The organism is Halorientalis pallida (genome assembly GCF_004118325.1).
Taxonomy (GTDB): domain Archaea; phylum Halobacteriota; class Halobacteria; order Halobacteriales; family Haloarculaceae; genus Halorientalis; species Halorientalis pallida.
In genome coordinates, this window is the sequence record NZ_RDFA01000001.1 from 325,209 (window position 1) to 350,469 (window position 25,261).

General features: G+C 69.1%; 26 protein-coding genes. 16 read left to right on the plus strand and 10 right to left on the minus strand.

Annotated elements, in window-relative coordinates:
* From cobJ to EAF64_RS01840, 6 genes are read left to right on the plus strand one after another with little or no spacing between them, the layout of a single operon-like run.
* Nucleotides 1–978, plus strand: a complete 978-nt coding sequence (gene cobJ / locus EAF64_RS01815; RefSeq protein ID WP_129067265.1) for a precorrin-3B C(17)-methyltransferase — start codon at nt 1–3, stop codon at nt 976–978.
* 2 nt (nt 979–980) lie between these two features.
* A complete protein-coding gene (locus EAF64_RS01820) occupies nt 981–1,229 on the plus strand; it encodes a ferredoxin (RefSeq protein WP_129067266.1) in 249 nt (82 codons plus the stop codon).
* The gene (locus EAF64_RS01825) at nt 1,226–1,900 is read left to right on the plus strand and encodes a cobalamin biosynthesis protein (RefSeq protein WP_129067267.1); all 675 of its coding nucleotides are present in this window, start codon (nt 1,226–1,228) and stop codon (nt 1,898–1,900) included. The genes EAF64_RS01820 and EAF64_RS01825 overlap by 4 nt, the downstream gene beginning before the upstream one ends.
* Nucleotides 1,897–3,129: a CbiX/SirB N-terminal domain-containing protein gene (locus EAF64_RS01830; RefSeq protein WP_129067268.1), complete on the plus strand. Its 1,233-nt coding sequence runs from the start codon at nt 1,897–1,899 to the stop codon at nt 3,127–3,129. Before EAF64_RS01825 ends, EAF64_RS01830 begins: the two co-directional genes overlap by 4 nt.
* A 15-nt stretch (nt 3,130–3,144) precedes the next feature.
* Entirely contained in the window at nt 3,145–3,516 is a 372-nt protein-coding gene (locus EAF64_RS01835; protein WP_129067269.1) for a DUF3209 family protein, read from the plus strand.
* Nucleotides 3,509–4,729 carry a PQQ-binding-like beta-propeller repeat protein gene (locus tag EAF64_RS01840; protein WP_129067270.1) on the plus strand — a complete coding sequence of 407 codons (1,221 nt, stop codon included), beginning with the start codon at nt 3,509–3,511 and terminating at the stop codon, nt 4,727–4,729. Before EAF64_RS01835 ends, EAF64_RS01840 begins: the two co-directional genes overlap by 8 nt.
* A gap of 17 nt (nt 4,730–4,746) precedes the next feature.
* Here the strand turns inward: EAF64_RS01840 and EAF64_RS01845 are convergent, their stop codons facing one another.
* From EAF64_RS01845 to EAF64_RS01855, 3 genes are read right to left on the minus strand one after another with little or no spacing between them, the layout of a single operon-like run.
* On the minus strand, nt 4,747–5,538 hold the full coding sequence (locus EAF64_RS01845; protein WP_129067271.1) for a CbtA family protein: 792 nt from the start codon (nt 5,536–5,538) through the stop codon (nt 4,747–4,749).
* Entirely contained in the window at nt 5,538–5,723 is a 186-nt protein-coding gene (locus EAF64_RS01850) for a CbtB domain-containing protein (RefSeq protein ID WP_129067272.1), read from the minus strand. The genes EAF64_RS01845 and EAF64_RS01850 overlap by 1 nt, the downstream gene beginning before the upstream one ends.
* A 59-nt stretch (nt 5,724–5,782) precedes the next feature.
* Nucleotides 5,783–7,969, minus strand: a complete 2,187-nt coding sequence (locus EAF64_RS01855; RefSeq protein ID WP_129067273.1) for a VWA domain-containing protein — start codon at nt 7,967–7,969, stop codon at nt 5,783–5,785.
* Nucleotides 7,970–8,003: 34 nt separating this feature from the next.
* On the opposite strand from EAF64_RS01855, the gene cobN reads away from it, so the two are divergent.
* From cobN to EAF64_RS01870, 3 genes are read left to right on the plus strand one after another with little or no spacing between them, the layout of a single operon-like run.
* Entirely contained in the window at nt 8,004–11,906 is a 3,903-nt protein-coding gene (cobN, locus tag EAF64_RS01860; protein WP_129067274.1) for a cobaltochelatase subunit CobN, read from the plus strand.
* Nucleotides 11,896–12,594: a precorrin-8X methylmutase gene (locus EAF64_RS01865; protein WP_129067275.1), complete on the plus strand. Its 699-nt coding sequence runs from the start codon at nt 11,896–11,898 to the stop codon at nt 12,592–12,594. Before cobN ends, EAF64_RS01865 begins: the two co-directional genes overlap by 11 nt.
* A complete protein-coding gene (locus EAF64_RS01870; RefSeq protein WP_129067276.1) occupies nt 12,591–13,361 on the plus strand; it encodes a cobalt-precorrin-7 (C(5))-methyltransferase in 771 nt (256 codons plus the stop codon). The genes EAF64_RS01865 and EAF64_RS01870 overlap by 4 nt, the downstream gene beginning before the upstream one ends.
* A 12-nt stretch (nt 13,362–13,373) precedes the next feature.
* Here the strand turns inward: EAF64_RS01870 and EAF64_RS01875 are convergent, their stop codons facing one another.
* From EAF64_RS01875 to EAF64_RS01890, 4 genes are all read right to left on the minus strand, one after another.
* Nucleotides 13,374–14,552, minus strand: a complete 1,179-nt coding sequence (locus EAF64_RS01875; RefSeq protein ID WP_129067277.1) for an inorganic phosphate transporter — start codon at nt 14,550–14,552, stop codon at nt 13,374–13,376.
* A complete protein-coding gene (locus tag EAF64_RS01880) occupies nt 14,552–15,331 on the minus strand; it encodes a hypothetical protein (RefSeq protein WP_129067278.1) in 780 nt (259 codons plus the stop codon). The genes EAF64_RS01875 and EAF64_RS01880 overlap by 1 nt, the downstream gene beginning before the upstream one ends.
* Before the next feature lie 198 nt (nt 15,332–15,529).
* A complete protein-coding gene (locus EAF64_RS01885) occupies nt 15,530–16,315 on the minus strand; it encodes a CbiX/SirB N-terminal domain-containing protein (RefSeq protein ID WP_129067279.1) in 786 nt (261 codons plus the stop codon).
* Nucleotides 16,312–17,721 carry a DUF389 domain-containing protein gene (locus EAF64_RS01890; protein ID WP_129067280.1) on the minus strand — a complete coding sequence of 470 codons (1,410 nt, stop codon included), beginning with the start codon at nt 17,719–17,721 and terminating at the stop codon, nt 16,312–16,314. Before EAF64_RS01890 ends, EAF64_RS01885 begins: the two co-directional genes overlap by 4 nt.
* Before the next feature lie 163 nt (nt 17,722–17,884).
* Here EAF64_RS01890 and EAF64_RS01895 point away from each other — a divergent pair, with 163 nt between their 5' ends.
* The 5 genes from EAF64_RS01895 (at nt 17,885) to EAF64_RS01915 (ending at nt 22,357) form a co-directional block, all read left to right on the plus strand.
* Nucleotides 17,885–19,054, plus strand: a complete 1,170-nt coding sequence (locus tag EAF64_RS01895; RefSeq protein ID WP_129067281.1) for a multicopper oxidase domain-containing protein — start codon at nt 17,885–17,887, stop codon at nt 19,052–19,054.
* A 47-nt stretch (nt 19,055–19,101) separates the two neighbouring features.
* Entirely contained in the window at nt 19,102–19,398 is a 297-nt protein-coding gene (locus tag EAF64_RS01900) for an Htur_1727 family rSAM-partnered candidate RiPP (protein ID WP_129067282.1), read from the plus strand.
* A 162-nt stretch (nt 19,399–19,560) separates the two neighbouring features.
* On the plus strand, nt 19,561–20,661 hold the full coding sequence (locus EAF64_RS01905; protein ID WP_129067283.1) for a hypothetical protein: 1,101 nt from the start codon (nt 19,561–19,563) through the stop codon (nt 20,659–20,661).
* Between the two features lie 101 nt (nt 20,662–20,762).
* Entirely contained in the window at nt 20,763–21,713 is a 951-nt protein-coding gene (locus EAF64_RS01910; protein ID WP_129067284.1) for a ring-cleaving dioxygenase, read from the plus strand.
* Nucleotides 21,710–22,357, plus strand: coding sequence for an alpha/beta hydrolase (locus tag EAF64_RS01915; protein ID WP_129067285.1), 648 nt, complete (start codon nt 21,710–21,712; stop codon nt 22,355–22,357). Before EAF64_RS01910 ends, EAF64_RS01915 begins: the two co-directional genes overlap by 4 nt.
* Here the strand turns inward: EAF64_RS01915 and EAF64_RS01920 are convergent.
* Together EAF64_RS01920 and EAF64_RS01925 are read right to left on the minus strand one after the other, a co-directional pair.
* The gene (locus EAF64_RS01920; protein WP_129067286.1) at nt 22,352–23,194 is read right to left on the minus strand and encodes a BKACE family enzyme; all 843 of its coding nucleotides are present in this window, start codon (nt 23,192–23,194) and stop codon (nt 22,352–22,354) included. The genes EAF64_RS01915 and EAF64_RS01920 overlap by 6 nt on opposite strands.
* On the minus strand, nt 23,191–23,370 hold the full coding sequence (locus EAF64_RS01925) for a hypothetical protein (protein WP_129067287.1): 180 nt from the start codon (nt 23,368–23,370) through the stop codon (nt 23,191–23,193). Before EAF64_RS01925 ends, EAF64_RS01920 begins: the two co-directional genes overlap by 4 nt.
* Nucleotides 23,371–23,468: 98 nt before the next feature.
* Here EAF64_RS01925 and EAF64_RS01930 point away from each other — a divergent pair, with 98 nt between their 5' ends.
* Nucleotides 23,469–24,677 carry an iron-containing alcohol dehydrogenase family protein gene (locus EAF64_RS01930; protein ID WP_129067288.1) on the plus strand — a complete coding sequence of 403 codons (1,209 nt, stop codon included), beginning with the start codon at nt 23,469–23,471 and terminating at the stop codon, nt 24,675–24,677.
* Nucleotides 24,677–24,838, plus strand: coding sequence for a hypothetical protein (locus EAF64_RS20715; RefSeq protein ID WP_193767538.1), 162 nt, complete (start codon nt 24,677–24,679; stop codon nt 24,836–24,838). Before EAF64_RS01930 ends, EAF64_RS20715 begins: the two co-directional genes overlap by 1 nt.
* A gap of 5 nt (nt 24,839–24,843) precedes the next feature.
* On the opposite strand, the gene EAF64_RS01935 is transcribed toward EAF64_RS20715, so the two are convergent.
* Nucleotides 24,844–25,233: a hypothetical protein gene (locus EAF64_RS01935; protein WP_129067289.1), complete on the minus strand. Its 390-nt coding sequence runs from the start codon at nt 25,231–25,233 to the stop codon at nt 24,844–24,846.
* Nucleotides 25,234–25,261 lie beyond the last annotated feature (28 nt).

Sequence of the window (25,261 nt, forward strand, 5' to 3'; positions counted from 1 at the left end):
ATGAGTACTGACGATACCACCACGAGCGACGCGAGTACAGAGACGCAGACGGAATCGAAGTGTGGCGCAACGACGGCCACCGACGAGACGAGTAGCGAGTCGAAATGCGGCGCGTCCACGGACTCGTCAAGTTCGAGTTCGAGCTGTGGCGCATCGACCGACGACGAGGAGGAAGTCGGCGCGACCGTCGACGACTTCGAGGCCGACCCCGGCCAGCTGGTCGCCGTCGGCCTCGGACCCGGCCAGCCCGAGGGGATGACCGACCGGGCCAAGACCGCCCTCGCGGAGGCCGAGCACATCGTCGGCTACACGACCTACGTCGAACTCCTGCCCGACGAAATCACCGAGGCGGCCGAGGACATCTACGACACGCCGATGTGCGGCGAGGTGTCCCGGACCGAGGAGGCCATCGACCGGGCGCTGGCCGGCAACGACGTGGCGATCATCGGCAGCGGCGACCCCAACGTGTACGCGCTGGCGGGGCTCGCCCTGGAGATCGTCGAGTCCAAAGGCGCGACCGCCACGATGCTGGATTTCGACGTGGTGCCCGGCGTCCCCGCCGCCCAGTCCTGTGCCGCCCGCGTTGGCGCACCCCTCGTGAACGACACGGTCTCGATCTCGCTGTCGGACCACCTCACCGACATGCCGACGATCGAGTCGCGGCTCCACGCGGCCGCCAAGGAAGGGTTCACCATCTCGATCTACAACCCCTGGAGCCGGAAGCGCCGCGAGAACTTCGAGAAGTGCTGTGAGATCCTGCTGGAACACCGCGATCCCGAGACGCCGGTCGGCGTCGTCCACGCCGCCGGCCGCGAGGACGAACGGGTCGAGATCGTCGATCTCGAAGAACTGCCCGAACTGGGCGAGACGGACCTGATCGACATGACCACGACGATTCTCGTGGGCAACGAGGACACGTACGTCTGGGACGACCGGATGGTGACCCCCCGCGGCTACGAGACCAAGTACGACTACTGACCATGTACAGAGTCACACTCGACCGGGAGGCCTGCGACGGCATCTTCGCCTGTCTCGTGCGGGACGACCGGTTCACCGAGCGTGCGGACGGCCTGGCCGGCATCGAAGGCGAGGCGGCCGACGGCCCCGAACCGGCCGACGGGACGGTGACGGTCACGTTCGACGACGACCGACTCGCCGACGCCGAACAGGCCGCCGCGGCCTGTCCGGTCGACGCGATCAGCGTCACCACAGAGGAGGGCGAATCGTGAGCGTCGAGACCGGCGTCCCCTCGGACCTACTGGCCAGCCACCCCGAGACGGCCTACTTCTGGGGCCGCGTCGTCGGCGACGGGGACCTCGGCGAGGACTCGATCACCGTCCGAACGAGCGACGAGACCGCGGCCCGTCGGCTCGCCGCTATCGCCGGCGCCGAACAGGTCGACAAGCGCATCCGCGAGCGGGAGTACGCTCACGATACGTCGATCACCAGAACCGAGGAGGAGTACACGGTGCAAGTGTTCGGCGACCTGCCCGGTCGCGCGTCGGCGGCGTTCGGCCTGCCCCGCGGCGGCCAGCCCGGCGGCTACCGATTCGACACCTTCGCCGATCACGACCGGGAACTCCTTCGGGGTCTGCTGGAAGGCTGTGGCACCGTCTGCTTCAAGAGTTCGGCTGGAACGGTCGGGCTCTCGTTCGTCGCCGACGACCGGCGACTGCTGGAGACCATCCGGAGTCTACTCGGCAGGCTCCCCGTCGACGCACCCTGTGGGGAGATCGCCGAGACCTCCTCGGGTGGCCACTGGTTCGGCGTCGACGACGCGGCCGTCCCGACCGTCGGCCCGTGGCTCTACGAGGGCAGCGAGGAGACGGGACTGTTCGCGCCCTCACGGCGACGGAAACTCCAGCGGAGCCTCGAACAGGCGGAGGGCCTCGACCCGTGAGTCGGAGCACCACTGGTAGCGACGCCGCCGGCGCGTTCGACGACGAGGCGGTCCTGCTGGTCGGCCACGGCTCCCGGCGCGAGAAATCCAACGAGCAGGTCCGCGACCTGGCGGTCGCCCTCGAAGAGCGGCTGGGCGTGCCCGTCGACGCGGGCTTTCTCGAACTCGCCGAACCGGCGATTCCCGAGGCCATCGCGGGACTGGCGGGCGCTGTCTCGGAAGTCACGGTCGTCCCGCTCTCGCTGTTCGCGGCGAGTCACGTCAAAAACGACGTGCCGCTGGCAGTCCAGCAGGCCCGGGCGGAACACGACGGGCTGACCGTCAACAACGGCGCACACCTCGGGATTCACCCCGCCATCGTCGACCTGCTGGACGACCGCGCGGCGGCCGTCGAAGCCGAACTCGGCGTCGACCGGACCGAAGACGACGTCCTCGCCGTCGTCTGTGCCCGGGGGTCCAGCGACCCCGACGCCAACGGCGACGTGCACAAACTCGCCCGCCTGCTCGACGAGGGGCGCGACTTCGCCCGCGTGGAGGCCTCGTTCATCGGTGTGACCGAACCCGTGCTGGACGAATCCTTGCACGGGGTCGCCAAGCATCGCCCCGACGCGGTGGTCGTGATCCCGTACATGCTGGGCGACGGCGTGTTGACCCAGCGCATTCGAGACTCGGCCGACGAGTTCGACGACGAGTATCCCTACGTCGACGCGGCGGCGGGCGACCCGCTGGGCACGGACTCACGATTGCTGGACGTGCTGGGCGACCGCTGGCAGGAGGCCCGGAGCGGGAGCGTCGAGATGTCCTGTGACACCTGCAAGTACAAGGTCGAACTCGACGGCTACGAGGAAGACGTGGGCGGCGCGCGGGCCATGCTCCGCGCCCTGACCCACCAGGAGACCCACGCCGACCGCGAGGACGTGGCCGACGATCCGCACGTCCACGACGCACCCGAGAAACACGTCGCGGTCTGTACGAACCAGACCTGCGCCGCCGACGGCGCACCGGCCGTCCTCGAACGCCTCCGTCAGGCCGTCCGAGACTCCGAGGAGTGCGACGCGCGCGTCACCCGATCCTCCTGTCTCGGCCGCTGTGGCGAGGGGCCAATGGTCGCCGTCTATCCGGACGGCGTCTGGTACGGCGACGCCGACGAGGACGACGCCGACCGCATCGTCTCGTCCCACCTCGACCGGGACCGCATCGTGTCCGACCTCGTCGATCAGACGCTGTGATCGACACCAACAATCATGAGCTGTGACGAACTCGAAGCCCTGCGACTGGGCGTCATGACGGCACTCGGCATCGGCGACGAAAGCACGCGCGAACACGCGCGGAACGAACTGGAGGGGAGCATGGAGGGGCCCATCGAGGCGCTCGCCAACGCGGAGACGTTACCGGAGATCGAACGGCACCTCGATGCCGCCCTCGTCGACCTCGAGGAGGAGGTCGCGCGGATGGACCCCGACGACCCCGAGTACGACTACACACGGGGTCGGCTCGTGGCCGTCCGTGACGCCGAGCGGGCGATCCACCGGCTGACCCAGCAGGCCGAGAGTGTCCTCGGCGGCTTCGGCGAAGCCCACCATCACCTCCACGAGGCGTTCCCGGTCGATGAGTAGTCTCGGCCGCCGAACAGCATCGCTCGGGGAGATCGAACCGGCCGGCTCGCGCCACCTGGGCAAACGGTCGGCCGTGGCGCTCGCCGGCGACACAGTACTCGTCGGCACGGGAAGCGGCGACCTCCGTGCGTTCGACCGCGACCTGCGTCCGAACTGGACCGACAGCGGCAGCGAGACCTGCGACGGGCGCCTCGTGTCCATCGATACCTTCGAGGGCACGGCAATCGTCGGCGAACGCGGTCCCTCGGGGGCTGTCCGGTGTCACGGCCTGAACTCGGGGGACCTGCAGTGGCGCTACGAGACGGCCACGGACGTGGGCGACCCACAGGAGGAGACGCGATTTCTCCTGCCGTTCGTCGCCGACGTGGTGGCGGGCGACGAGCGAGTCTACGTCGCGGCGCGGCGGTACGAACGTTGCGACGACGGCCGAACGTTCCACAGCGTCGTCTACGCGTTCGATCCCGACGGTACCGTCGCCTGGCGGTATCGGGCGGACGCCTCCCCGATCAGTCTCGCGGTTCGGGACAGTCGTGTTGCAGTTGCTTACAACCGGTGTCCCGGCGACCACCAGTGCGGGCTGGTCGTCCTGGACCGCGAGTCCGGCGACGAGCGCACGACCTGGGACCCCGGGACCGACGGCGGACGACGGGTCGGCGACGTCTCCCTGCTCGACGACGGGATCGTCGTCGCGAGTCACGGCGACTACTGCGGGTACCTGCTGAACGACGACGGGAGCCACCGCTGGTGCGTTCCGCTGGCGACGCCCGAGACGGTCGACGGCGAGCGGGTCTACGCCTACCCGAACCACGTCCACGCCACGTCGGCGGGCGCAGTCTTCGTGACCGGCAACACCTACCCCGAGGAGGGTCGCGAGACCGAGGCGCGACACCCGAACGAGCACACGGCAGTCGGAGTCACGCTCGACGGTGAGGGCGCCTGGCGCGAACCCGTCGGCGGGTTCGCGACCGGGATCGGGACCGCAGGCGGCCGGGTCGCCGTGCCCAGCGCACAGCACTTCCGGGACCGCGACGCCGCGGGGCACGGCCTGGAGGTATTCGAGGTGGCCGACGGTTCGGTATCGACCCGCGACGCCGACGGTGTACTCACGGCCGCGGCGCTCGACGGGGAGCGCGTGGTCGCTATCGAAGAACCGGTCGCCTATCACGACGAAAACGACGTTCGTGGAGAGTACCGGTTGCTCGTCGAGAGTTGAGACGGGAGAAGAACCGGTCAGTCCGCGGTCACCGGGTCGTCGACGCCCACATCGGTCGCGAACTGTTTTTCGTCTGTCTCGTCGCCCGCAGCCAGCCAGGCGTGTGTCCCGGCCAGGAGCGTCCAGACCATCGCCTGGCCGAAGACGACCTGGGCGCGGAACGCGGCGACGAACGCGACCGGGAGCGACTGGGTCGCCGGGTTCGCGGGGAGAACGAACGCGAGGCCGACCAGTGTACAGAACGGCACCGCCGCACCGACGAGCGCGCGGCCTCGTCCGCCGTCGCGAAGTCCGGTGTAGACGTATCCGGCCAGCAGGCAGGCACTCAATCCGGCGAGCATCAGCCCGGCGTAGAGGGCGAGCCGTGCGTCCGTCGAGAGCGCCTGCTCGACACCCGGTGGCTGGGGCGGCAAGACGAGCCAGGGCGCACCCGAGACGGTGACGAAGCCGCCGGCCGCCGCGATGGCGCTCTTGGTGGCCCCGGTCCCCGGAATCGCCGGTTCGAGGAAGTAGAAAGCGAGGCCGAACGTGAGCACGCCGAGCAGGAGGCCCCAGAACACGCCGCCGACGACGCTGATCAGCGGCGCGGAGACGACGCCGAGAACGCCCGACGCCTCCTGTCCGCCGTGTCCCCCCTCGCCTGCGTGGTGGCCGCCCGAGCCGTCACTGGCGTGGTGGCCGCCGTGGTCGCCGGCCAGGCCCTCGGCCGCGGCGATCATCGGATTCGCCAGGACGGCGACGAACAGCCCGAGTGCGACGCCTGCGACGAGGCCGGCTTTCAGTCCGCGCACCAGGTACGACTCGAGCATCAGTGACAGGTGATGCCCGCCGCGTGCCGAGCGTTGTGCAGCGAGTCGTGGACCAGTGGCTCCTGCACGAACAGGAGGGTGAATCCGAGAATCGCGATCAGTGTCAGACCGAGTGCAACCCGCGGCGTGGTCAGCGCCGGCCGCGCCGATTCGATACGTCCGTGAACGGTGTTCGCTGTCGCCATAGTAAACTACGATTGTACAACAGCAAGCTTAGTTGTAAAACTTTCGAGTGCGCCAAATCTCAGTTGCGGTCGACGGCGGCGCTCACGCGGTCGGCCGAAAGCGCCGACAGCGGGACCCGAGTGGCGTCGAGAGTGTCACAGACGAGGTCGGTTACCTCCGCACGGCTCCCGTCGCCGGCGTCGACGACGACGGTCTCGGCGTCCAGCGTGGCCAGGTCGCGGGCGGCCCCGCGGGTTTCGGCGGTCGGGCTCCCGTCGGCGACGTTGGCCCGGCCGTCGGTGACCAGCACGACGACCGCGGCGTCCGGATCGGCGCGGTCCAGCACCGCCCTCGCGGTTCGGAGTCCGTCGGGCAGTGGCGTCCGGTCGCCCGTCGGGAGGTCCTTGAGGTGGCGGGCCGCACGGGTCACGCTGTCGGTCGGCGGGAGGACCACGTCGGCCTCGTCGCCGGCCACCGCGACGAAGCCCACCTCGTCGCGAGCCTCGTAGGCGTCCTGCAACAGTTCCAGGACCGTCCCTTTCGCCGTCCGCATCGCGCCCCGCATCGACGCGCTCGCGTCGACGACGAACAGAACCAGCGCCCCAGTATTTCCAGCCCGGACCGACTGCCGGAGGTCGCGGGACTCCACCGCTGACCCGCCCCGCTGGGCCGCCGCACGGACCGAGGCCGACGCGTCGATACCGTCGTGCCCGTCCGTCCGGGTCGTCCGCACGCGACCGCCCTCGGCGTCGGGACTCGAGGCCGACTGAGCGCGCGAGCCACCGCGGCTCTCCTCGCCCCGGCCGAGGGGGTCGGGTGGTGACAGGTCCGGTGCGGCGGCGTCACCGATCTCCGCACGTCGCTGGCCCGGGAGCAATGGCGTGGCCGGCGTCCCGTCTTCCGCCTCGTCTCCGTCCGAATCGGTCCCAGACTCGGTTTCCTCGGCACCGGGCTCGCCGTCACCGGCCGTATCACCCTCGGCGGTCGGTGACGGTTGCCCGTTCCGGCCGTCACCGCCGTCGGGGTGGTCCTGGCCGTCGGAGCGGTCGCCGTCGCCGTCACCGTCGCCGGATCGGTCACCCCCCTGGCCGTCCGCCGGGTCGGTTCCGTCGGATCGGGGTCCGTCGGCCCGCTCGTCGTCGGCTGTCGGTTCTTCGGAACTCCCCTCGGTGTCGCTTCCCTCGCTCCCGTCGCCGCCCGTCCCGTCCCCGTCGGCGTCCTCTCCGTCGGCGTCGTCACCGTCGAAGTGATCGTCGAGGACGTCCTCGGGATCCGGGGCGTCCTCGAAGGGTCGGGACTGGAGCCGGTGGGGGAGCGCCAGCTCGGCGGCCCGGCGCACGTCGGACTCGATCACTCGCGGGCGCCCGTCGAGCGCCGCCAGCGCCCTCGCGGCACGCGCCGTGGCGATGTCTCCGCGGTGGCCGTCGACGCCCGCGTCGCGGCACAACTCTGCGATGTCGGCCGCGAACTCGTCGGGCAGTACCACGTCCCCGAGAGCGTCACGCGCCCGCCGGAGTCGGGCCGCGGGGTCGGCGTCCGTATCCGACCCCGGAGGTTCACAGAGCGCCTGGCGGATGATCGCCACGCGGTCCTCGATCTCCCGACAGCCCGTCACCGTGGCCTGGAGCGCGAAGCGGTCGCGCAACTGCGGTCTGAGGTCGCCCTCCTCGGGATTCATCGTCCCGACGAGCGTGAACTCGGCGGGGTGGCTGACGCTCACGCCGTCGCGCTCGACGCGGTTGACCCCGCTGGCCGCCGCGTCGAGCAACACGTCCACCAGGTGATCGTCCAGCAGGTTCACCTCGTCCACGTAGAGGATTCCGCGGTTGGCCTGCGCCAGCAACCCGGGCTCGAACTCACTGTTACCGTCGAGGGCATCTTCGACCGAGAGCGTCCCGACGACCCGATCCCGGGTCGCACCCAGCGGGAGCGTGACCAGCGGTACCGGTCGTGTCTCGACCGGCGGATCGTCGCGGTCCCGGCAGTCCGCACACTGCCCGGCGGGGTCCTCGGGCGGACAGCCGTACGGGCAATCCGCGACCGCCCGTTGCTGGGGGAGGAGACCGGCCAGCGCGCGGACGGCCGTCGACTTGGCCGTCCCCTTCTCCCCGGACACGAGCAGTCCGTCGAGGTCGTCGTTCGCCGCGACGACGAGTAAAGCCTGCTTGAACGCCGCCTGCCCGACGATCTCGCCGAACGCCGGCCGATTCGCGCCACGCTCGGCCCGGGCCTGCGAAGCTTTTTTGCCGTCGCCGTAATCAACCATACTTGCGTTAAGTAAACAGAGGTTTAACAACGTTATGCCGAAGATCGGGTTATACACTGCGACGGAGAACGAACTGGGCGCGGTCCAGCGCGCGGCCGCGGAGGTCGAGAGCGACCTGGTCGTGCGCTCGGACGGGGACCTCGACGGCGTGGCCGACGTGGACGCGTTCGTGGACGAACTGACGGACGCGACGGCGGTCGTGTTCTGGTTGCACGGGGGTCAGGACAGCATGCCGGGCTACGACCACGCCCGCGAGCGACTGGCCGAGGCGGGCGTCCCCCTGATCGTCGAGGCGACCGGCGACGCCTTCGCCGTCGAGGATACGACTGTCGCCAGCGCCGAGCGCGAACAGGCCTGTGCGTATCTGGAACGGGGCGGCACGGCCAACGTCGCCAACTGCTTGCGCTATCTCACGGCCACCTACGCGACCGACGCCGACCCGGCCTACGACGAGCCCGTCGATCTCCCGACGGAAGGTGTCTACCACCCCGATCACCCGGCGGCGAGCTACGACGAACTCGTCGAGACGTTCGATCCGGCCGCGCCGACCGTCGCCATCTGGTTCTACGAGTCTCACTGGACACACGAGAACACGCACTACGTCGACGCGCAGGTCCGGGCGGTCGAGGCCCAGGGCGCGAACGCGCTCCCGATCTTCTGTGAACCCGCCACCGACGCCGAGGGCCAGTGGGACGCCGAACGCGTCACCGAGGAGTGGTTGCTCGACGCCCACGGCGAGTCCGTCGTCGACGCCGTGCTCTCCTCGTTCATGTTCTCGCTGTCGATGGACGAGCGCGGCCGCAGCGCCAGCGACGAGGGCGATTCCGCCGAAGAGGTGTTCCTGGATCGGCTGGGTGTCCCCGTGATCCAGACCGTGACGACGATGCGCTCGCGCTCCCGGTACGAGTCGAGCGACACCGGCGTCATGGGGTTCGAACTCGCACTGTCCGTCGCGCTCCCGGAGTTCGACGGCAACGTCATCACCCACCCGATCAGCGGCAAGGAGCGAACCGACGACACCGCGGACATCGGGAGCGCCCCGAAACAGCACTTCCCCATCGACGACCGCGTGGACCACGCCGCCCGCCTGGCGGTCAACTGGGCCGAACTCCGGCACACCCCGAACGCGGACAAGCAGGTCGCCGTCGTCCTCCACAACTACCCGCCCAGCGACGACGGCATCGGGACCGCCTTCGGGCTGGATAGTCCTGAAAGTACCGTCAACCTGCTGGACGAACTCCGCGCTCGCGGGTACGACATGGGCGGTCGGTCGCCCCCGGATGGCCAGTCGCTGATCGACGACCTCACCGCGCAGTTGACGCTGGACGACCGCTGGGTCGCCCCCGAGGACGTGCGGGAACTCTCCGTCGACACGGTGGCCCCGGACCGATACGGCGATTGGTTCGCCGAGAAGGACGAGCGGTTCCGCGAGAACGTGATCGAGGAGTGGGGCGAGGCCCCGGACCGACCGTTCGCCATCCCGGGCGTCGAGTTCGGGAACGTCCTCGTCACGGTCCAGCCGCCGCGCGGGTTCGGCATGGACCCCTCGAAGGTGTACCACGACTCCGATCTCCAGCCGCCACACGACTACGTGGCCTTCTACGAGTGGCTCGAGCGGGAGTTCGCCGCCGACGCCGTCGTCCACCTGGGCACCCACGGCAGTCTGGAGTGGCTCCCCGGCAAGACCGTCGGGCTGGACGGCGAGAGTGCGCCCGATCAGTTGATCGACGCGATTCCGAACGTCTATCCCTACATCGTCAACAACCCCGGCGAGGGGACGCAGGCCAAGCGCCGCTCGTACGCGGCCGTCGTCGACTACCTCACGCCGGTGATGAGCAACGCAGGTACCTACGACGACCTGGCCGATCTGGAGGAACTGGCCGACCGCTATCGGGAGGCCGGGATGGAGGACGCTCGTACGGACGACGGCGAGGCGCTGGCCGATCGCATCCGCGAGACGGTCGACGACCTCGATCTATCAGTCGAGTTGGGGATCGCAGGGGAGATCGACGAGAAAGCTGATGTCAGGGGCCCCGACGAGGCTGGGTCGACGCTCGCGGAGGGCACCGTCGAGGGCGACGAGGTGGACATCGACGCCCTCGTCGAGCGCATCCACGAGTACCTGACCGACGTGAAGACGACCCAGATCAGGCTCGGCCTGCACACGATGGGTGAACCACCCGATGGCGACCGACTGACCGAGTATCTGGTCGCGCTCACGCGACTGGACAACCCCGGCGGCCCGAGCCTCCGGGAGGCCGTCGCGGGCGTGCTGGGCGTCGACTACCAGCGGATGCTCGACGAGCCTGGGACCTACGACGAGGACCTGGGCATGACCTACGCGCAGGCGGCCGACGAGGTGTACGAGACCAGTCTCGACCTCGTGGGGACGCTGTCCGACCACGAGTTCGACGTGCCCGAGAGCGAACTCGACGACGGGGACAGCGAGGTCAACATGAACCTACTGGTCGTCGACATCGACCCGCTCGGGGATGCCCGCGCGAACTCGGGCGCACACGAGGACCTCCGCGAGGCGCTGGCGTTCATTTGCGAGGAAGCCGCGCCGCGCGTGGCCGGCGCGGAAGAAGAGATTCCCCGCACTGCGGACGCACTGGCCGGCGAGTACGTTCCCCCCGGTGGCTCCGGCGCGCCGACGCGCGGCGGCGTCGACCTGCTCCCGACCGCGCGAAACTTCTATACCCTCGACCCACGGAAGGTCCCGGCCAAGAGCGCCTGGGACGTCGGGCGCGAGGTGGCCGACAGCGTGGCCGAACGCCATCTGGAAGACGAGGGCGAGTATCCCGAAGAGATCGGCGTCGTGGCCTGGGGCACCCCGACCGTCCGGACGAGGGGGGAGACCATCGCGCAGGTACTCGCACTGATGGGCGTGGAACCCCAGTGGACCGACGCGGGCCGCGTGGACGGCGTGGATCCGATCCCGCTAGACGAACTCGACAGACCACGGATCGACGTGACGACCCGCGTCTCCGGCCTGTTCCGGGACGCCTTCCCCGCCGCGGCGGGCGTGATCCACGACGCCGTCGACGCCGTGATCGATCTGGACGAGCCACACGACATGAACTACGTCAAGAAACACGTCGACGAGGAGGCCGAGGACCTGGAGTCGGAGGGCCTCGACGCGAGCGAGGCCCGCGACGCCGCGAAACACCGCGTGTTCACCACGCGCCCGGGCGGCTACGGTGCGGGGACCAACAAGGCCGTCGACGAGGGCAACTGGGACGACCGCAGCGACCTCGCCGACGTCTACGTCCAGTGGGGCGGCTACGCGATGGGCTCCCGTGGGAAGGTCAGCGAGGCCCACGACGCCTTCGAGCGCCGCCTCGGCAACGTCGACGCCACCGTCAAGATCGAGGACACGGCCGAACAGGACGAGTTCGACTCCTCGGACTGGTACGCCTTCCACGGCGGGTTCATCACCGCCGTCGCGGAGACGAGCGGCGAGGAACCAGCGTCCTACGTCGGCGACTCGGCCGATCCGGACAACGTGGACGTGTACACCAACGAGGAGAAAGTGCGAAAGGCGATGCGCGCCCGCGTCCTCAACCCAGAGTGGATCGAGTCGATGGAGGACCACGGCTACAAGGGTGCTGGCGACCTCTCGACCACGGTCGACGTGGTGCTGGGCTGGGACGCCACCACCGGCGTCGTCTCGGACCACCTCTGGGCGGACGTGGCCGAGAAGTTCGCCTTCGACGAGGAACGCCAGGACTGGCTGAAAGAGGTGAATCCCTGGGCACTCGACTCGATCACCGACACCCTGCTCGAAGCCATCGAGCGTGGTCTCTGGGACGCCGACGAGGCGACCGAGGACCGGTTGCGTGACCTCAATCTGGATGTCGACGGTGACCTGGAGGCCCGCGCGGCCGCCGACCGCGCCGGCCAGGATTCCGAGGAGGTGACCAGCGATGACGACTGATGGCTCAAATTTCGAGGAGTACGCCGACCTCGGCGCGACCACCGAGAACGCCATGGACATCGCCGAGACTTCGATGGATCGCGTGCGCGAACTCGTCCCCGACGAGACGCTTGCGGACCGCATCAGACAGAAGTCGGTCCACGCGACGGGCGATCCGGAGTTCCAGCACCTCGTCCGCTTTTCCGGCGAGACCGACGACGAACCCGTCGTCGCCGGCGCGCGGGCAGTGCTGGACGAACGGCCCATCGTCACCGACATCACGATGGTCAAATCGGGCATCACCGGCCGGGGTCACGACTGCCCCGTCCGGAAGGCCATCGGCAACGGCGCGGACCTCGCGGCCGAAACCGGCATGACACGCACCGCTGCCTCCGTCCTCGAACTCGACCGCGAGGGCGTCTACGACGGGGCCATCGCCGTCGTCGGGAACGCCCCGACCGCGGCGCTCGCGCTGGCCGACTGCATCGAGGACGGGACCCGGCCCGCCGTCGTCGTGGCCACACCTGTGGGATTCGTCAAGGCCGCCGAGAGCCGGACACGGCTCCGTGCGGTGGCCGCCGAACACGACGTGCCCGCGATCACGAACGTCGGCCGCCGGGGCGGGAGCGGGCTCGCCGCCGGGCTGACCAACGAACTCGTCCACGTCGCCAGCGACGCACGAGACGGTGCGGTGGACCTTCCAGAATGACCGACGACTACGATCTGGATTCGGGCCCCGACCCGGCCGCGTTCGCCGCGAGTGAACCAGAGCCGGTCGATCCCGACGATCCGATCCACGCCGTCGGCATCGGTCCCGGCAATCCCGAGTTCCTGACGCCGCGGGGGCGGCGGGCCATCGCCGAGGCCGACGTGGTCGTCGGCTTCGAGACGGTCGTCGAGTTCGTCGCGGACCTGACCGACGCCGACCTGCTGACCTGTGGCTACCGCGACGAGGGCGAGACGCTGGCCCGGTTCGCCGAGCGTGTCGCTTCGGGGGAGCGCGGGACGGCGGTCCTGATGGGCGACCCGAACCACTCGGGCTACCAGTTCCTCGGGAAGGTAGAGCGTGCCGCCGAGGAAGCCGGAACCGGACCGGTGCGAGTCGTGCCGGGCATCTCCGCGCTCCAGGTGGCGGCCTCGCGCGCCCGGACGCCGATGGAGGACACGGCGTTCGTCACGTTGCACAGGAGTGGCGACCTGTCGGCCGATCTGGTGGGGCTCCGGGAGGCCGTGGGCGAGCGTCACCTGCTCGTCTTGCCCCGGCCGTACGACCTGATGCCCGGCGACGTGGCTGCCGACTTGGTGGATGCGGGTGCGCCAGCGGAACTGGACGCACTCGTACTGGAGCGATTGACCCACGACGAGGAGTCGATCACGCGGACGACGCTCGGCGGACTGTCCGAACACGCGGGCGGCGACAGGCCGGAAGACACGCCATTCTCGGATCTGTCGGTGCTGGTCGTCCGTCGAGAGTAGGGGCGGGGCCCCTCAGAGGCCGAAGATCGGGACGTACCGGAAGGTGAGGTACGCGCCGAGCGTCGCGATGGCGGGCACGACGTTTTGCATCAGGACGACGCGGGCGGTCGTCGCAGGGTCGAAGAGGTTTCCCGCGCGCGGGACGTTGTCGGGCTCCTCCTCACCGATGGGTGGTAGCTCCTCACCGGCTTCGTCGTCGGCCAGCGCGTCGACGGTGACTGGCGGCGCTTTCTCTTTCCTGACCGCCTCGGGCACGGTCACAGCTCGGGTCGCTCGCCCCCATCCCAGTCCGATGATCGACACTGTCGCGATGATGACGAAGCTAGCTGGAATGCCCAGGACCGAGAGGAACACCACGAGCGTGGAGCTGACCGACGCGACGACGATTGCCGCCGTCAGCGGCAGTTCCGTGATGTCACTGCCCATCGTCTCCAGCGTCCGCCGGGCGATCGTGAACGCACCGATGGTCACGGCGACGCCCCCGAGAGCGATCGCGGGATCCATCGCGAGTTCGCCGCTCCCGACCAGCGGCGCGACGGCGTTGGCGATGTTCGAAGTCCCGGAGCTAAAGGCCATCAGACAGCCGATCGCGACGACGGTGACCGTCCCGATCAACTCCCGTCGGTTGGTGGTTCGGTGGACGTGAGGGATCGGGACCAGCCCCGAACGGTCGATATCGAGTAGCGGCCCCTCGCTGCGCTCCATCGCGACGAACTTGTTGAGTCGCGCGTAGAAGTAGCGGCCGATGATCAGCGACACCCAGAACCCGATGATGGGCGAGACGACCCACCAGATGACGATCTCGCCCATGACCGCGAGGTCGAGCACGTCGCCGGCGAGGGCCAGCCCCGCGATCGCGCCCACGGCGGTCATCGACGTCGAGGCCGGCACACCGAAGACGTTTCCGACGAGCAGCGCGACTCCGATGAAGAAGAGTACCGCGATCGACGTTTCGAGCGTGAACACACCGGTGTCGACCACGAGCTCCGTCCCGAGTTTCGTCACGACGTTCCGCCCGATAGTCCAGGCTCCAAGGAAGAAAAACAGCCCCATCAGGGCCGCTGCACCCGTCTTCGAGATCGCGTTCGCGCCGACGGCCGGCCCGAACGCCGGCCCCGTCGTGGAGCCGCCGATGTTGTAGGCGACGAACATCGCCACGAGGACGCCGACCACGAGCAGTATCGCGACCATCAGCTCCCCCCGTCTTCGTCGTCCTCGTGTTCGGCCGAGTCGTCGTCCTCCGCACCGTCGAGTTGTTCTTCGAGCGTCTCCTCGACGGTTTCCTCGACCCTCTCCGTTACCTTCTCTTCGACAGTCTCGCCTACTTTCTCCTCGACAGTCTCGCCCACTTTCTCCTCGACAGTCTCGCCGACCGTCTCTTCGACCGTCTCGCCCACTTTCTCCTCGACAGTCTCACCTACTTTCTCCTCGACGGTCTCACCTACTTTCTCCTCGACGGTCTCGCCGACCGTCTCTTCGACAGTCTCGCCCACTTTCTCCTCGACAGTCTCACCTACTTTCTCCTCGACGGTCTCGCCGACCGTCTCTTCGACCGTCTCGCCCACTTTCTCCTCGACGGTCTCGCCGACCGTCTCTTCGACCGTCTCGCCCACTTTCTCCTCGACGGTCTCGCCGACCGTCTCTTCGACCGTCTCGCCGACCTTCGCTTCGACGGTCTCTTCGATAGTTTCGTCGACGGTTTTCTCCACGGTCTCACCGACCGTTTCCTCGACCGTGTCGCCGACGGTTTCGTCGACGGTCTCCTGGACGGTCTCTTTGACCGCAGTGGTCATCCAGTCGGGGTCGAACCGGGCCATCTTCCAGACGACGTGGATGAGATAGGAGAGCAGGACGCCGAACCCGAACGCCAGTCCAGCGGCGTTGTCGACGACCACGATCAGCGCCACGGAGAGCGCGATCAGCAGCCCGTACGTGAGATCGACGATCGAGTCGACACGACTCGGATTCACAGTTCACCCGTCGATAGTGTACATAGTCGTGGAACGAGAGCGTGTTGCTGGGTGTCGGTTGGCGAAAAATACACGTATACCGCACACGACGAGGTCACGATTCAAGAGTGTTAGCAAAGTCGCCCGGGCGCGAACGGCAGGTGGTAGCGGTCCACACCCGACGGACAGGCGGGGGGTTCAGGCGGAGGCCACGCCGGGCTATGGCCGGCCTTCGCCGTCGGTGGCGACCGAGCGTGCGCCCTGGACCAGCGCGTCCTCGAAGGAGGTCGGCGTGGCCCGGTCGGCGGCCGCCAGCGCGCGCTGACGGGTGATCTCGCCTTCGATGGCGTCGGTGACGAGCGAGTGGTCGCCCAGTGGATCGGCGTAGGCCATCCCGCCACGATCGAGTTCGAGTTTCGCCGGGATGCGGCGATCGGTGGTCGCGTTGGCGGTCAGAAAGAGGGGAACGGCGACGGCACGGTCGGTCTCGACGGCGTAGCGGATACACTCGACGGCGGGGTTCTGCAGGAGGTAGGTGGGTTCGACGGCGGCGTAGTCGGTGCGCTCGGCGATCCGTGTGGCGTGGTACTCGACCATCTGCCGGTGGTAAGGCTGGGAACTGCTGCCCTGGCCGACGAGGACGAGCGTCCCGTCGTCGCCGGCCTCGACCAGCGCGGTCGCGCGCGCGGTCACCAGCCGCGTGATCGCCGGACTCTGCCCGATCGGCTCGCAGTACCGCACGGTCCCGTCGAACGCGGGGAAGGTCCGCGGCAGCACGTCCGTCGTCTCGCGGCTGTGGGCCAGCGACGCCGGCACGACGTACACGACGCCCTCGGGCAGGGAGCGAAATCGGTCGCGGAGTTCCCGGCCGGGTTCCTCGGAATACGTCACTGCGTGGGCAGCGTCGACTGCCCCGCGGCGCGCGACGCGGTCCGCGTGGGTCGCCAGCGTCTCCCTGGCGTGTGTCCCCTCCTGCCCGACGAGTACGAGTGTGTCCTGGGTCATGGATTGATTGCAAGTTCGCTTTGACTACAGCAAGCGAGCTTGTCCAAGCTGATGCGAGAGAGGACAAAATAATTTTTGGTCGGGGGTCGGGAGGGTGGCGAGTCGCGACCGGGGTCCCGGTTTCTGACCGTGGCGGTATCGTAATCGGCGTACTGGACCCGGACGGCGACGGACGTGTCGGTCCGGTCGGCGATCCGGCGGGCGAGTCGCTCGGGCAGGTCTGGATAGGAGCGGTTCCCGGTGCGAGCCAGCGTGACCGTGACGGTGGTGGGCTCGGAGACGGGACCGACGCCGGCGTACTCGAAGGTCGTGTCACTGACCGAGAGCCCGCGGTACGGTTCGGTGTCGAGGACGCGCGCCGTCGCGGCGGTGGCGTCCCGCTCGAACGTACTCTGCTGTGCGAGTCCGACGACCGCGAGGCCAGTGAGTACGACCGCGACGCCGATCACGGCGACGAGAAACACGGTTCGCTCGTGTCGACCTGCCAGCGGTTCCGTCGGGACCTCGTCGGGGCCGTAGCCGAGATATCGAAACATCGTGTACCCGCCGAGATTGACCGCGAGCAGGGTCGAGACGAGGAGCGTGGTCGCACCGAGGCCCAGCAGGAGTTTCCCCCAGGCGAACCCGATTCCCGCCGCCGCGGCGGCCGGGATCAGCGCCGCCGCGATCATGACCCCGACGATACTCACCTGGCCCTTCGTGGCCAGTCCGAACGCGCCGGCGGCCCCGGCCGCGAGTCCGACGACGAGCGGCAGGAGACCGGGCGAGAGCCGGAGCGTCACCAGTTCGATGCTCGTGACGGCCAGCGACGGCGGCACGGTCAGGAACCACCGGGTCGCGAGGCCGACGACGACCGCACCGCCGACGGCCAGCCCCATCCCGAGCAGTTGCAGGTAGACGCTGTCGACGACCATCTGCCAGTCCCGGCGGACGGCGCCGACGCTGCCGGTCAACGTCGGCCCTACGATGGGGGCGAGCACCATCGATCCGACGACGGTAGCGGGCGAATCCAGCAGAAGGCCCGCGGTCGCGACCACTGTACTCAGAAACATCATCCAGAGGTACGTCTGCGTGTTGTACCGGAGGTCCTTGGCCTTCGAGCGCAGCGTCGCGGGCGCCAGTTTGTTCGGCGTCGCCGCCCACTCGTCCTGGACCGCGTCGATACCGGGAAAGCTGGCGAACTCGGCCGCCAGCGAGACGGTGTACGTGTCGTCGTCGTAGCCGACCGCTTCGAGGTCGTCGAGGAGATGTTCGACGGCGTCCGCCGGGACGACGACCGAAACCAGGGTACGGTCCGCCAGGTCGCCCGCACCCGCAGTCTCGACGTAGCCGAGATTCCTGTCGTCGAGGACCCCGACCACGGCCGCCCGGTCGGCGTCGGGAACGGAGAGGTGAACCAGCCGCACACGCCGCGTACGCCGTCGCCGGCGGAAAGTACTTGCCTGGCGTGTGCAGGCCACGGGTGGGGACCGCCAAGGTAGCTCCCGAGCCGAACATGTTCGAATGAATTCCCGGGCCGTTGGAATCCTCCTGTCCCGTATATATCACTCACCACAAGCTGAAGCTGTCATGAGCGACCAGATGAGTGCGCCGGGAACGCGGTTCTCGCGTCGTGATTTCGTGACGGCAACTGGCGGAGCGGCGACCGTCGCGCTGGCCGGATGTCAGGGCGCTCCGCGCGCCGAGAACACCGCCGGGACACCGGAGACGACGCCGGCGGCACAGTCGAACCAGTCGTCGCTGCCGGCGGCGGCCCCGCCGGAGATGGTCGATCTCGCCGAGCAGGACAACGAGGTGACCCTGAAGACCGTCCCGGCGCGGCTCCCGGTCCACCCCGAGGAGTCGCTCGGCGGCCCCATCGAACTCCCGCGAGTGTGGGCCTTCGCGGCCGACGACGGCCAACCCAGCGTCCCAGGCCCCGTCCTGCGTGCCCAGGAAGGCGACGTGATCGAGGTGACGCTGGACAACACCGACGGCAAGCGACCCCACACCGTCCACTTCCACGGCGTCCAGAAGGCCTGGAAGGACGACGGCGTGCCGACGACCTCTGGAATCAAGGTTCCGCCGGGGGAGAAACACACCTACGAGATTCCCGCCAACACCCCCGGGACCCACGGCTACCACTGCCACTACCAGACTCACCAGCACATCGAGATGGGGATGTACGGCATCTTCCGGGTCGACCCGAAAGGCTACGACGAGGCCGATCGCGAGTACTTCCTCACCGTGAAGGACTGGGACTCCCGGCTCCCCCGGCTGTACGCCGGCCAGGACGTGAGCTACAGCCCGACCCGTCGCAAGGCCGACGTCTTCACCGTCAACGGTCGCAGTCTCCCCCGGACGCTCCACCCCGAGGACGGGTCGCCGCTGATCGTCAGTCGGGGCGACACCGTCCGGGTCCACATGGTGAACGTCGGCGGGTACATGGCCCACCCGATGCACACCCACAACCACCGGTTCGACCTGGTCGAGAAGGACGGCACCCAGCTCCCGGAACCCCTGCAGTTCGAGCGCGACATCACGAACATCGCGCCCGCCGAGCGCCACACCATCGAGTTCGAGGCCAGCGCAGAGCCCGGCATCTACCTGATGCACTGCCACAAGGTCAACCACGCGACCAACGGCCTCGACGCAGCCGCCACCTACCCCGGCGGGATGGTCACCGGCATCGTCTACGAGGAGGCGATGGACACCGACATCTTCGCCGACCTGATGGGCTACGCCGGCTACGAGATGTGACGAACGGATTGGACAGGACCGACATCCAGACTACAGAGTGAGGACACATGGTCGAGAAACCCGAACGCGCCCGCGTCGGCGACGCACCGCGGGACGCCACAGAACGCGAGTGGAACGTGTTCGTCCGCGAAGAAACCGACGGCCGCATGCGATACGTCGGCAGCGTCACCGCACCGGACGCCGACGTGGCCTACGAGCAGGCGACGAAGTTGTTCGGCTGGTTCGCCGCCGACGTGTGGCTCTGCCCCGCCGACGCGGTCCGTCGCTACTCCACCCACGACCTCGACGAGGACGCCGACCCCGCCCCGCTCGACGCCGGTGACGAACCCCGAACCGTGGAGTGATCGCGACGAGGCGAACCGACTCCGGCCGACACGCGCTCCCGTTCTCGCGACTTCGACCGTCCAACCGTAACACCCCTCTAGCGTCCACCGTCGGTACTGTGCGCACCGGGACCGACCCTGTTCGGCCACAGCCGTTCGAGGGACCGCCACGTATCCCGGATCATGAGCGTCGTTCCTGGCGACATCGACGCCGGACGGGGGCTGCCTACGACCGTCCCGCTCCGGCACTTCGTCGTCGCGGTCGGCTTCCTCGTCGGCGCGACCGGTCTCGCGGTCGCCGACGGCGTCTTCGGGACGCTCGCGCTGGCAGGGTTCTGGACCGTCGCCTACGACGTCGGGCGGACCCTGGCCCGCGTCGACGGCCTCGACGTGACCGAAGCCCACTTCGCGTTCGCGCTCCGCTCGTTCGTCCTCGTGACCGCGCCGAGGTTCCTGCTCGCGCTGTCCTGCGTCACGCCGGTGTTCGCCGCACTGCCGGTCACGCGGACAGGTCTCGTCGGCGCACACGCCACGCTCGCCGTGTTCGGCGCGCTCTACCAGCTCGCGACGACGTTCACCCAGACCGAACCCCACGGAGTCGATCACCACTGCCGCCGGATCGAGTCGTACGGGTACCCCGCCGGTGTCCTCGCGCTCGCGGGCGGTCGACTGGTGGGGAACCCACTGCTCGCACGGATCGGCGGTGCACTCGTGCTCCTCGGCGTCGCGTGCGTCTCGATCCTGCTGGCCCGCCGGCTGATCGAGGCCCGCGTCGACCGGGCGCCGATGCTCTCGCGGTACGCCGTCGCGATGGCGGGCTGGAGCCTGCTGACGGCACCGGCGTGGCTGACCGATCCGCTCGCGCTGGCCTACCGCTTCGGCGGCCCCGGCACTGCGCACCTGCTCGCGCCCGGGGTCGTCGGGTTCGTCGTCCTCGGCATCCTCTACCACGTCGTCCCGTTCATCGTCTGGGTCCACCGGTACAGCGACCGCCTCGGGTTCGAGGACGTTCCCGTAATCGACGACCGGCTGGCGGCGGCGGATTTCGCCCTGTTTTCCACCGGCACGGGCGGACTCGTCGCCGCCGACCTGCTGGCCTTGCCCGCCGTCGTCGCCCCGCTCGCGAGCACACTGGTCGCCGCCGACACCGTCGTGTTCGCCGCGAATCTCCTCTCGGTCCTCCGGAACCACAGCCCGCACACGCTCGCCGGCGTCCTGTTCGGCCGGGCCGGACCCGCGGAGTCGGCGGCGGACGACACCGGGACCGGCGAGCGCCCTGCCTGACGGGCTGGCCCGGTGACACCGGTATCACCTGATAGCATCGTGGTCAGAGAGCGCCTATATGCGTCGCTCGCGTATGACCCTCCATTCGAGGAGACCACCAGATGAGCATCCAGACACCCGGCATCCACCACGTCACGGCTATCGCGAGCGATCCGCAGGCCAACGTCGACCTCTACACCGACGTGCTCGGCCTGCGGCTCGTCAAACGCACCGTGAACTTCGACGACACGCACACCTACCACCTGTACTACGGCGACGAGGTCGGCACGCCCGGCACGATCCTCACGTTCTTCCCGTTCGAGAGCGGCCAGTCCGGCAGTGTCGGCCGGGGCCAGCCCAGCGCCACTGCGTTCGTGATCCCCGAGGGATCGGTCGCCTTCTGGGTCGACCGCCTCGAAGCCGAGGGACTCCCGGTCGCGGAACCGACCGAGCGATTCGGAGACTCGGTCGTCACCTTCGAGGACCGCGACGGCCAGCCGCTGGAACTGGTCACCGGCGAGAGCGATATCGAACCGTGGGCCGACGGGCCGGTCCCCGCGGAACACGCCATCCGCGGGTTCCACGGCGTGACGCTCGACTCCCTCGCACCCGACGACACAGGGAGCCTCCTCGAGTCGATGGGGTACGAACCCGTCGACGAGGCGGGCGAACGGACGCGTTACGAGACCGACGGCGAGCGCGCGACGGTGGTCGACGTTCTCGACCGACCCGAGGGCGAGCGCGGCCGGCAGGGAACTGGGACCGTCCACCACGTCGCCGTCCGCGTCCCCGACGCCGAGACACAGCTGAACTGGCGCGAGGATTTGATCGAGCGGGGGCAACGCGTCACCGAACAGAAGGACCGCCAGTACTTCCAGTCGATCTACTTCCGGGAGGCCGGCGGCGTCCTCTTCGAGATCGCGACCGACCCGCCTGGCTTCACCCGCGACGAGTCGGTGGCCGGACTCGGCAGCGAGCTGACACTCCCGCCGTGGCTCGCGGAGGATCGGGAGACTATCGAGTCGCAACTGGCCGACATCGACGAACCCACCCCCACAGAGGCCGAGCGATGACCGGGCCCCACCAGGACCAGCCGCTGGTCACCGCCGGGGCCGACCTCGACGACGCCGAGGCCGCAGTCGTGCTGACCCACGGCCGCGGCGCGAGCGCCGAGAGCATCGTCCAGCAACTCGGTCGGGAGATCCACCGCGACGGCGTCGCCCTGCTGGCCCCACAGGCCGCCCGGAGCACCTGGTACCCCAACTCCTTTCTCGCACCCGTCGAGCGCAACGAGCCCGGTCGATCCTCCGGCCTGCAGGCGGTCGAGAACGCAGTCGAGATCGCCGTCGACGCGGGTGTCCCCCACGATCGCGTCCTGCTCGTCGGGTTCTCGCAGGGCGGCTGTCTCTCCAGCGAGTTCGTCGCCCGCACCCGGCGCCGCTACGGCGGCCTGGCGGTCCTCTCGGGGGGATTGATCGGCGAGGCGGTCGATCCCGACGACTACCTCGCGATCGAGGGTGATCTGGAGTCGACCCCAGTCTTTCTGGGCTGTAGCGACGTGGACCCGCACATCCCCGAGGAGCGCGTCCACGCGACCGCGGAGATTCTGTCCGACCTCGGGGGCGACGTGACGACCCGCATCTACGAGGGGATGGGCCACGGCGTCAACGCCGACGAACTGGATCACCTCGACGGGCTGGTCGCGGATCTGTTATAGCCCGAGAATCTCGCGGGCCTGCTCGGTCGTCGCGACCGGTCGGCCCAGCGTCTCGGCGACCCCCGCGACGCGCTCGACCAGTTGTGCGTTGCTCTCGGCGATTTCACCGCGTTCGTAGTAGACGTTGTCTTCGAGCCCCACGCGGACGTGGCCGCCGAAGAGGATGCCCATGGTGGCGAAGGCGAGCTGGTGGGGGCCAAAGCCGAGCGTGTTGAACAGCGTGCCCTCGGGCAGATCGTCGATGGCGTTCAGAAAGTTCCGTGGCCGTGGCCGGGTGAGCGTCCCCGACCCGAAGATCAGCGTGGCACAGAGAGGGTCGTCGAGGTCGCGTCGCTCCAGTAACTGGTGCGTCTCGTTGATGTGCCCGTCGTTGAACAGCTCCAGTTCCGGTTTGATGCCTCGATCCTGCATCTCGTCGTGCAGCGCGTCGACGGTGGCGCGCGTGTTCTCGCTCGTGAGGTGGTCGTAGCGGTTCAGCGGCCCCATGTCGAGACTGGCCATCTCCGGCGGGGGGTCGGTCCGGAGGGGCTGGGCGCGGGTCTCGACCGACGCCCCGGTCCCGCCCGTCGAGTGCTGGACGATCACGTCCTCGGTCCGGCTCCGTACCTCGTCGGTGACTTCCTGGAACCGCTCGGTCGGGAAGGCGCGCTCGCCGTTGTCCTGCCTGGCGTGGAGGTGGACGACGCTCGCGCCGGCGGCTTCGGCCGCGGCGGCGGCTGCACCGATCTCCGCGGGCGTCTCGGGGATCGCCGGATTGGCTTCCTTGCCGTGGACGCCGCCCGTCAGCGCCGCGGTGACGATGACCGGCTCCCCGGCGAGGTAGGTCTCGTAGCTCACTCGTCTGCCTCCAGATAGATCTCGCAGTCGGTGGTGTGGTCGAGCTCGTGGCGGTCGTTGCAGATGTCCGCGCGCATCGGCTGGACGAAGGTCTCGGCGGCCGTGCAGTAGGCGCGATCAGTGTCGAAACTGTGCTCTGCGTCCTCGCGACGGTACGCCAGGTAGGGGCAGGCCATGGGAGTCCCAGGCACGGCACGGGGAAAACCGTTCGGCGCGGGACGAACGGGGATACTCGGGCGGCACGCCTAATGTTCCGGCTCTCCCACCACCGGGTATGGAAGACGACGCCGACGGATTCCGATTCGCCTACGACCACGGGCCGATCCGGTACGGCCGCGGCTGTGTCGACGCGCTGGCCGACGAACTCGCGGGGACAGGTGCCGATCGCGCGCTGGTGGTCTGTGGGAAGACGGTCGGGGCGACCTCCGACGTCATCGACCCCGTCGAGGACGGCCTCGGCGAGTACCACGCGGCGACGTTCGCCGGGACGACGCCGGACAAGCGCCTCGGGTCGGCCGTGGCTGGCCTGGAGGCGATGGCGGACGTCGACGCCGACGCGCTGGTGAGTCTCGGCGGCGGGAGCAGTCTCGACGTGGCGAAAGCCATCGCGGTGCTTTCCGGCCGTGAAGAGGGTCCGGACGAACTCGCGGCCGAACTGGAATCGACGGGCACTATCGCGACACCCGAAGAGGTGCCGCCCATCGTCACTGTCCCGACGACGCTTGCCGGGGCCGACCTCTCGATGGCCGCGGGCATCACCGCTACGCCGGCCTCGGGACTGGTCGACGAACCCGTCGGCGGTGGACTGTTCGGCCAGGGACTGATGCCCGCCGCCCTGCTGTACGATCCGACCCTGTTCGCGACGACGCCGACGGACGTCCTCGCGGGGTCGGCGATGAACGGCTTCGACAAGGCCATCGAGGCACTCTACGCCAGCACGCGGACCGCCGTCACCGACGCGACGGCCAAACGGGCGCTGGAACTGCTCTCGGCGGGCCTGCCGGACCTGCGGGAGGACACGGACGCGGCGCTCGACCCCGTCGTGCAGGGGATCGTCCTCGCGCAGTACGGGGCCTCCCGACCGGACGGGATGACCCTCTCGCTGTTGCACGCGTTCGGTCACGGACTGACCGCCGGCTACCCGGTCCAGCAGGGGGTCGCCCACGCCGTCGTCGCGCCCCACGCGCTCGACTACCTCTTCGATCACGTCGACGGTCGCCGTCGCCTGCTCGCGGATGGCCTGGGCGTCGACATCGTGGGGGCGAGCGACGACGAACTCGCCGACGCCGTGGTCTCCCGGGTCGCGGAGATCCGCGACGCGCTGGAGCTGCCGTCCAGTCTCCGCGAAGTCGACGGCATCGAGCAGTCCGATCTCCACGATATCGCGGCGTACACCCTGAACGACAGCCTGATGGGGTACGCGCCGGCCGAACTGGACCCCACGGTCGACGATCTCGAACGTGTCCTCCGCGAGGCCTGGTGATGGCGGACGCGTCCCCGAAGTGTCGGCTCTGCGGGTCGGAGTTGACCACCGGCCTCGTCGCGACCGGCCGCCGGGTCGGTTGCTGTAACGCCACGCCCATCGTCGGCACCTGCCCGGAACACGGCCCGCTCGGCCCGCACCACGTCGTCGAGGACGAGTGAGTCCGTCAGTCGCGTGGCGACGACGCCGGTCGCATCGGTCCGGAGGCCGCGACGCCGAGCGCGACACCGGCGGTGAGGGCGACGAGGACGGCGGCGTAGAGGACGAGGTGGACCGGGCTCTCCGGTGCGAGCGCGGCCTCGATCAGGGCCATCCCGGTCAGATACGCGGCCATCCCGCCCGGGAGGAACCGGCGAGGCCCGATCCCGGTCGCGGCGGCGAACCCGACGCCGAGCGAGACCGACAGCACCGCGACCGGGAGGACGATCAGGTCACCGGCCGCGGCCGCGCCCGGGAGCCACCGCCAGTACAGGAGCGCCTCGACGGGCGGCCAGACGGCCACTCCCGCGAGGAGGGCGAAGGCTCCGCTCACCGCGAGTTCCCGCAGTTCGCTCACAGCGGTGACTCGACGGGACCGAGTGTAA

Bases quoted from the DNA above. Each gene is read 5' to 3' on its own strand.
- cobJ (WP_129067265.1), top strand. From the start codon at position 1: ATGAGTACTGACGATACCACCACGAGCGACGCGAGTACAGAGACGCAG.
- EAF64_RS01820 (WP_129067266.1), top strand. From the start codon at position 981: ATGTACAGAGTCACACTCGACCGGGAGGCCTGCGACGGCATCTTCGCC.
- EAF64_RS01835 (WP_129067269.1), top strand. From the start codon at position 3,145: ATGAGCTGTGACGAACTCGAAGCCCTGCGACTGGGCGTCATGACGGCA.
- EAF64_RS01840 (WP_129067270.1), top strand. From the start codon at position 3,509: ATGAGTAGTCTCGGCCGCCGAACAGCATCGCTCGGGGAGATCGAACCG.
- EAF64_RS01845 (WP_129067271.1), bottom strand. From the start codon at position 5,538: ATGCTCGAGTCGTACCTGGTGCGCGGACTGAAAGCCGGCCTCGTCGCA.
- EAF64_RS01850 (WP_129067272.1), bottom strand. From the start codon at position 5,723: ATGGCGACAGCGAACACCGTTCACGGACGTATCGAATCGGCGCGGCCG.
- EAF64_RS01855 (WP_129067273.1), bottom strand. From the start codon at position 7,969: ATGGTTGATTACGGCGACGGCAAAAAAGCTTCGCAGGCCCGGGCCGAG.
- cobN (WP_129067274.1), top strand. From the start codon at position 8,004: ATGCCGAAGATCGGGTTATACACTGCGACGGAGAACGAACTGGGCGCG.
- EAF64_RS01865 (WP_129067275.1), top strand. From the start codon at position 11,896: ATGACGACTGATGGCTCAAATTTCGAGGAGTACGCCGACCTCGGCGCG.
- EAF64_RS01870 (WP_129067276.1), top strand. From the start codon at position 12,591: ATGACCGACGACTACGATCTGGATTCGGGCCCCGACCCGGCCGCGTTC.
- EAF64_RS01875 (WP_129067277.1), bottom strand. From the start codon at position 14,552: ATGGTCGCGATACTGCTCGTGGTCGGCGTCCTCGTGGCGATGTTCGTC.
- EAF64_RS01885 (WP_129067279.1), bottom strand. From the start codon at position 16,315: ATGACCCAGGACACACTCGTACTCGTCGGGCAGGAGGGGACACACGCC.
- EAF64_RS01895 (WP_129067281.1), top strand. From the start codon at position 17,885: ATGAGCGACCAGATGAGTGCGCCGGGAACGCGGTTCTCGCGTCGTGAT.
- EAF64_RS01900 (WP_129067282.1), top strand. From the start codon at position 19,102: ATGGTCGAGAAACCCGAACGCGCCCGCGTCGGCGACGCACCGCGGGAC.
- EAF64_RS01905 (WP_129067283.1), top strand. From the start codon at position 19,561: ATGAGCGTCGTTCCTGGCGACATCGACGCCGGACGGGGGCTGCCTACG.
- EAF64_RS01910 (WP_129067284.1), top strand. From the start codon at position 20,763: ATGAGCATCCAGACACCCGGCATCCACCACGTCACGGCTATCGCGAGC.
- EAF64_RS01915 (WP_129067285.1), top strand. From the start codon at position 21,710: ATGACCGGGCCCCACCAGGACCAGCCGCTGGTCACCGCCGGGGCCGAC.
- EAF64_RS01925 (WP_129067287.1), bottom strand. From the start codon at position 23,370: ATGGCCTGCCCCTACCTGGCGTACCGTCGCGAGGACGCAGAGCACAGT.
- EAF64_RS01930 (WP_129067288.1), top strand. From the start codon at position 23,469: ATGGAAGACGACGCCGACGGATTCCGATTCGCCTACGACCACGGGCCG.
- EAF64_RS20715 (WP_193767538.1), top strand. From the start codon at position 24,677: ATGGCGGACGCGTCCCCGAAGTGTCGGCTCTGCGGGTCGGAGTTGACC.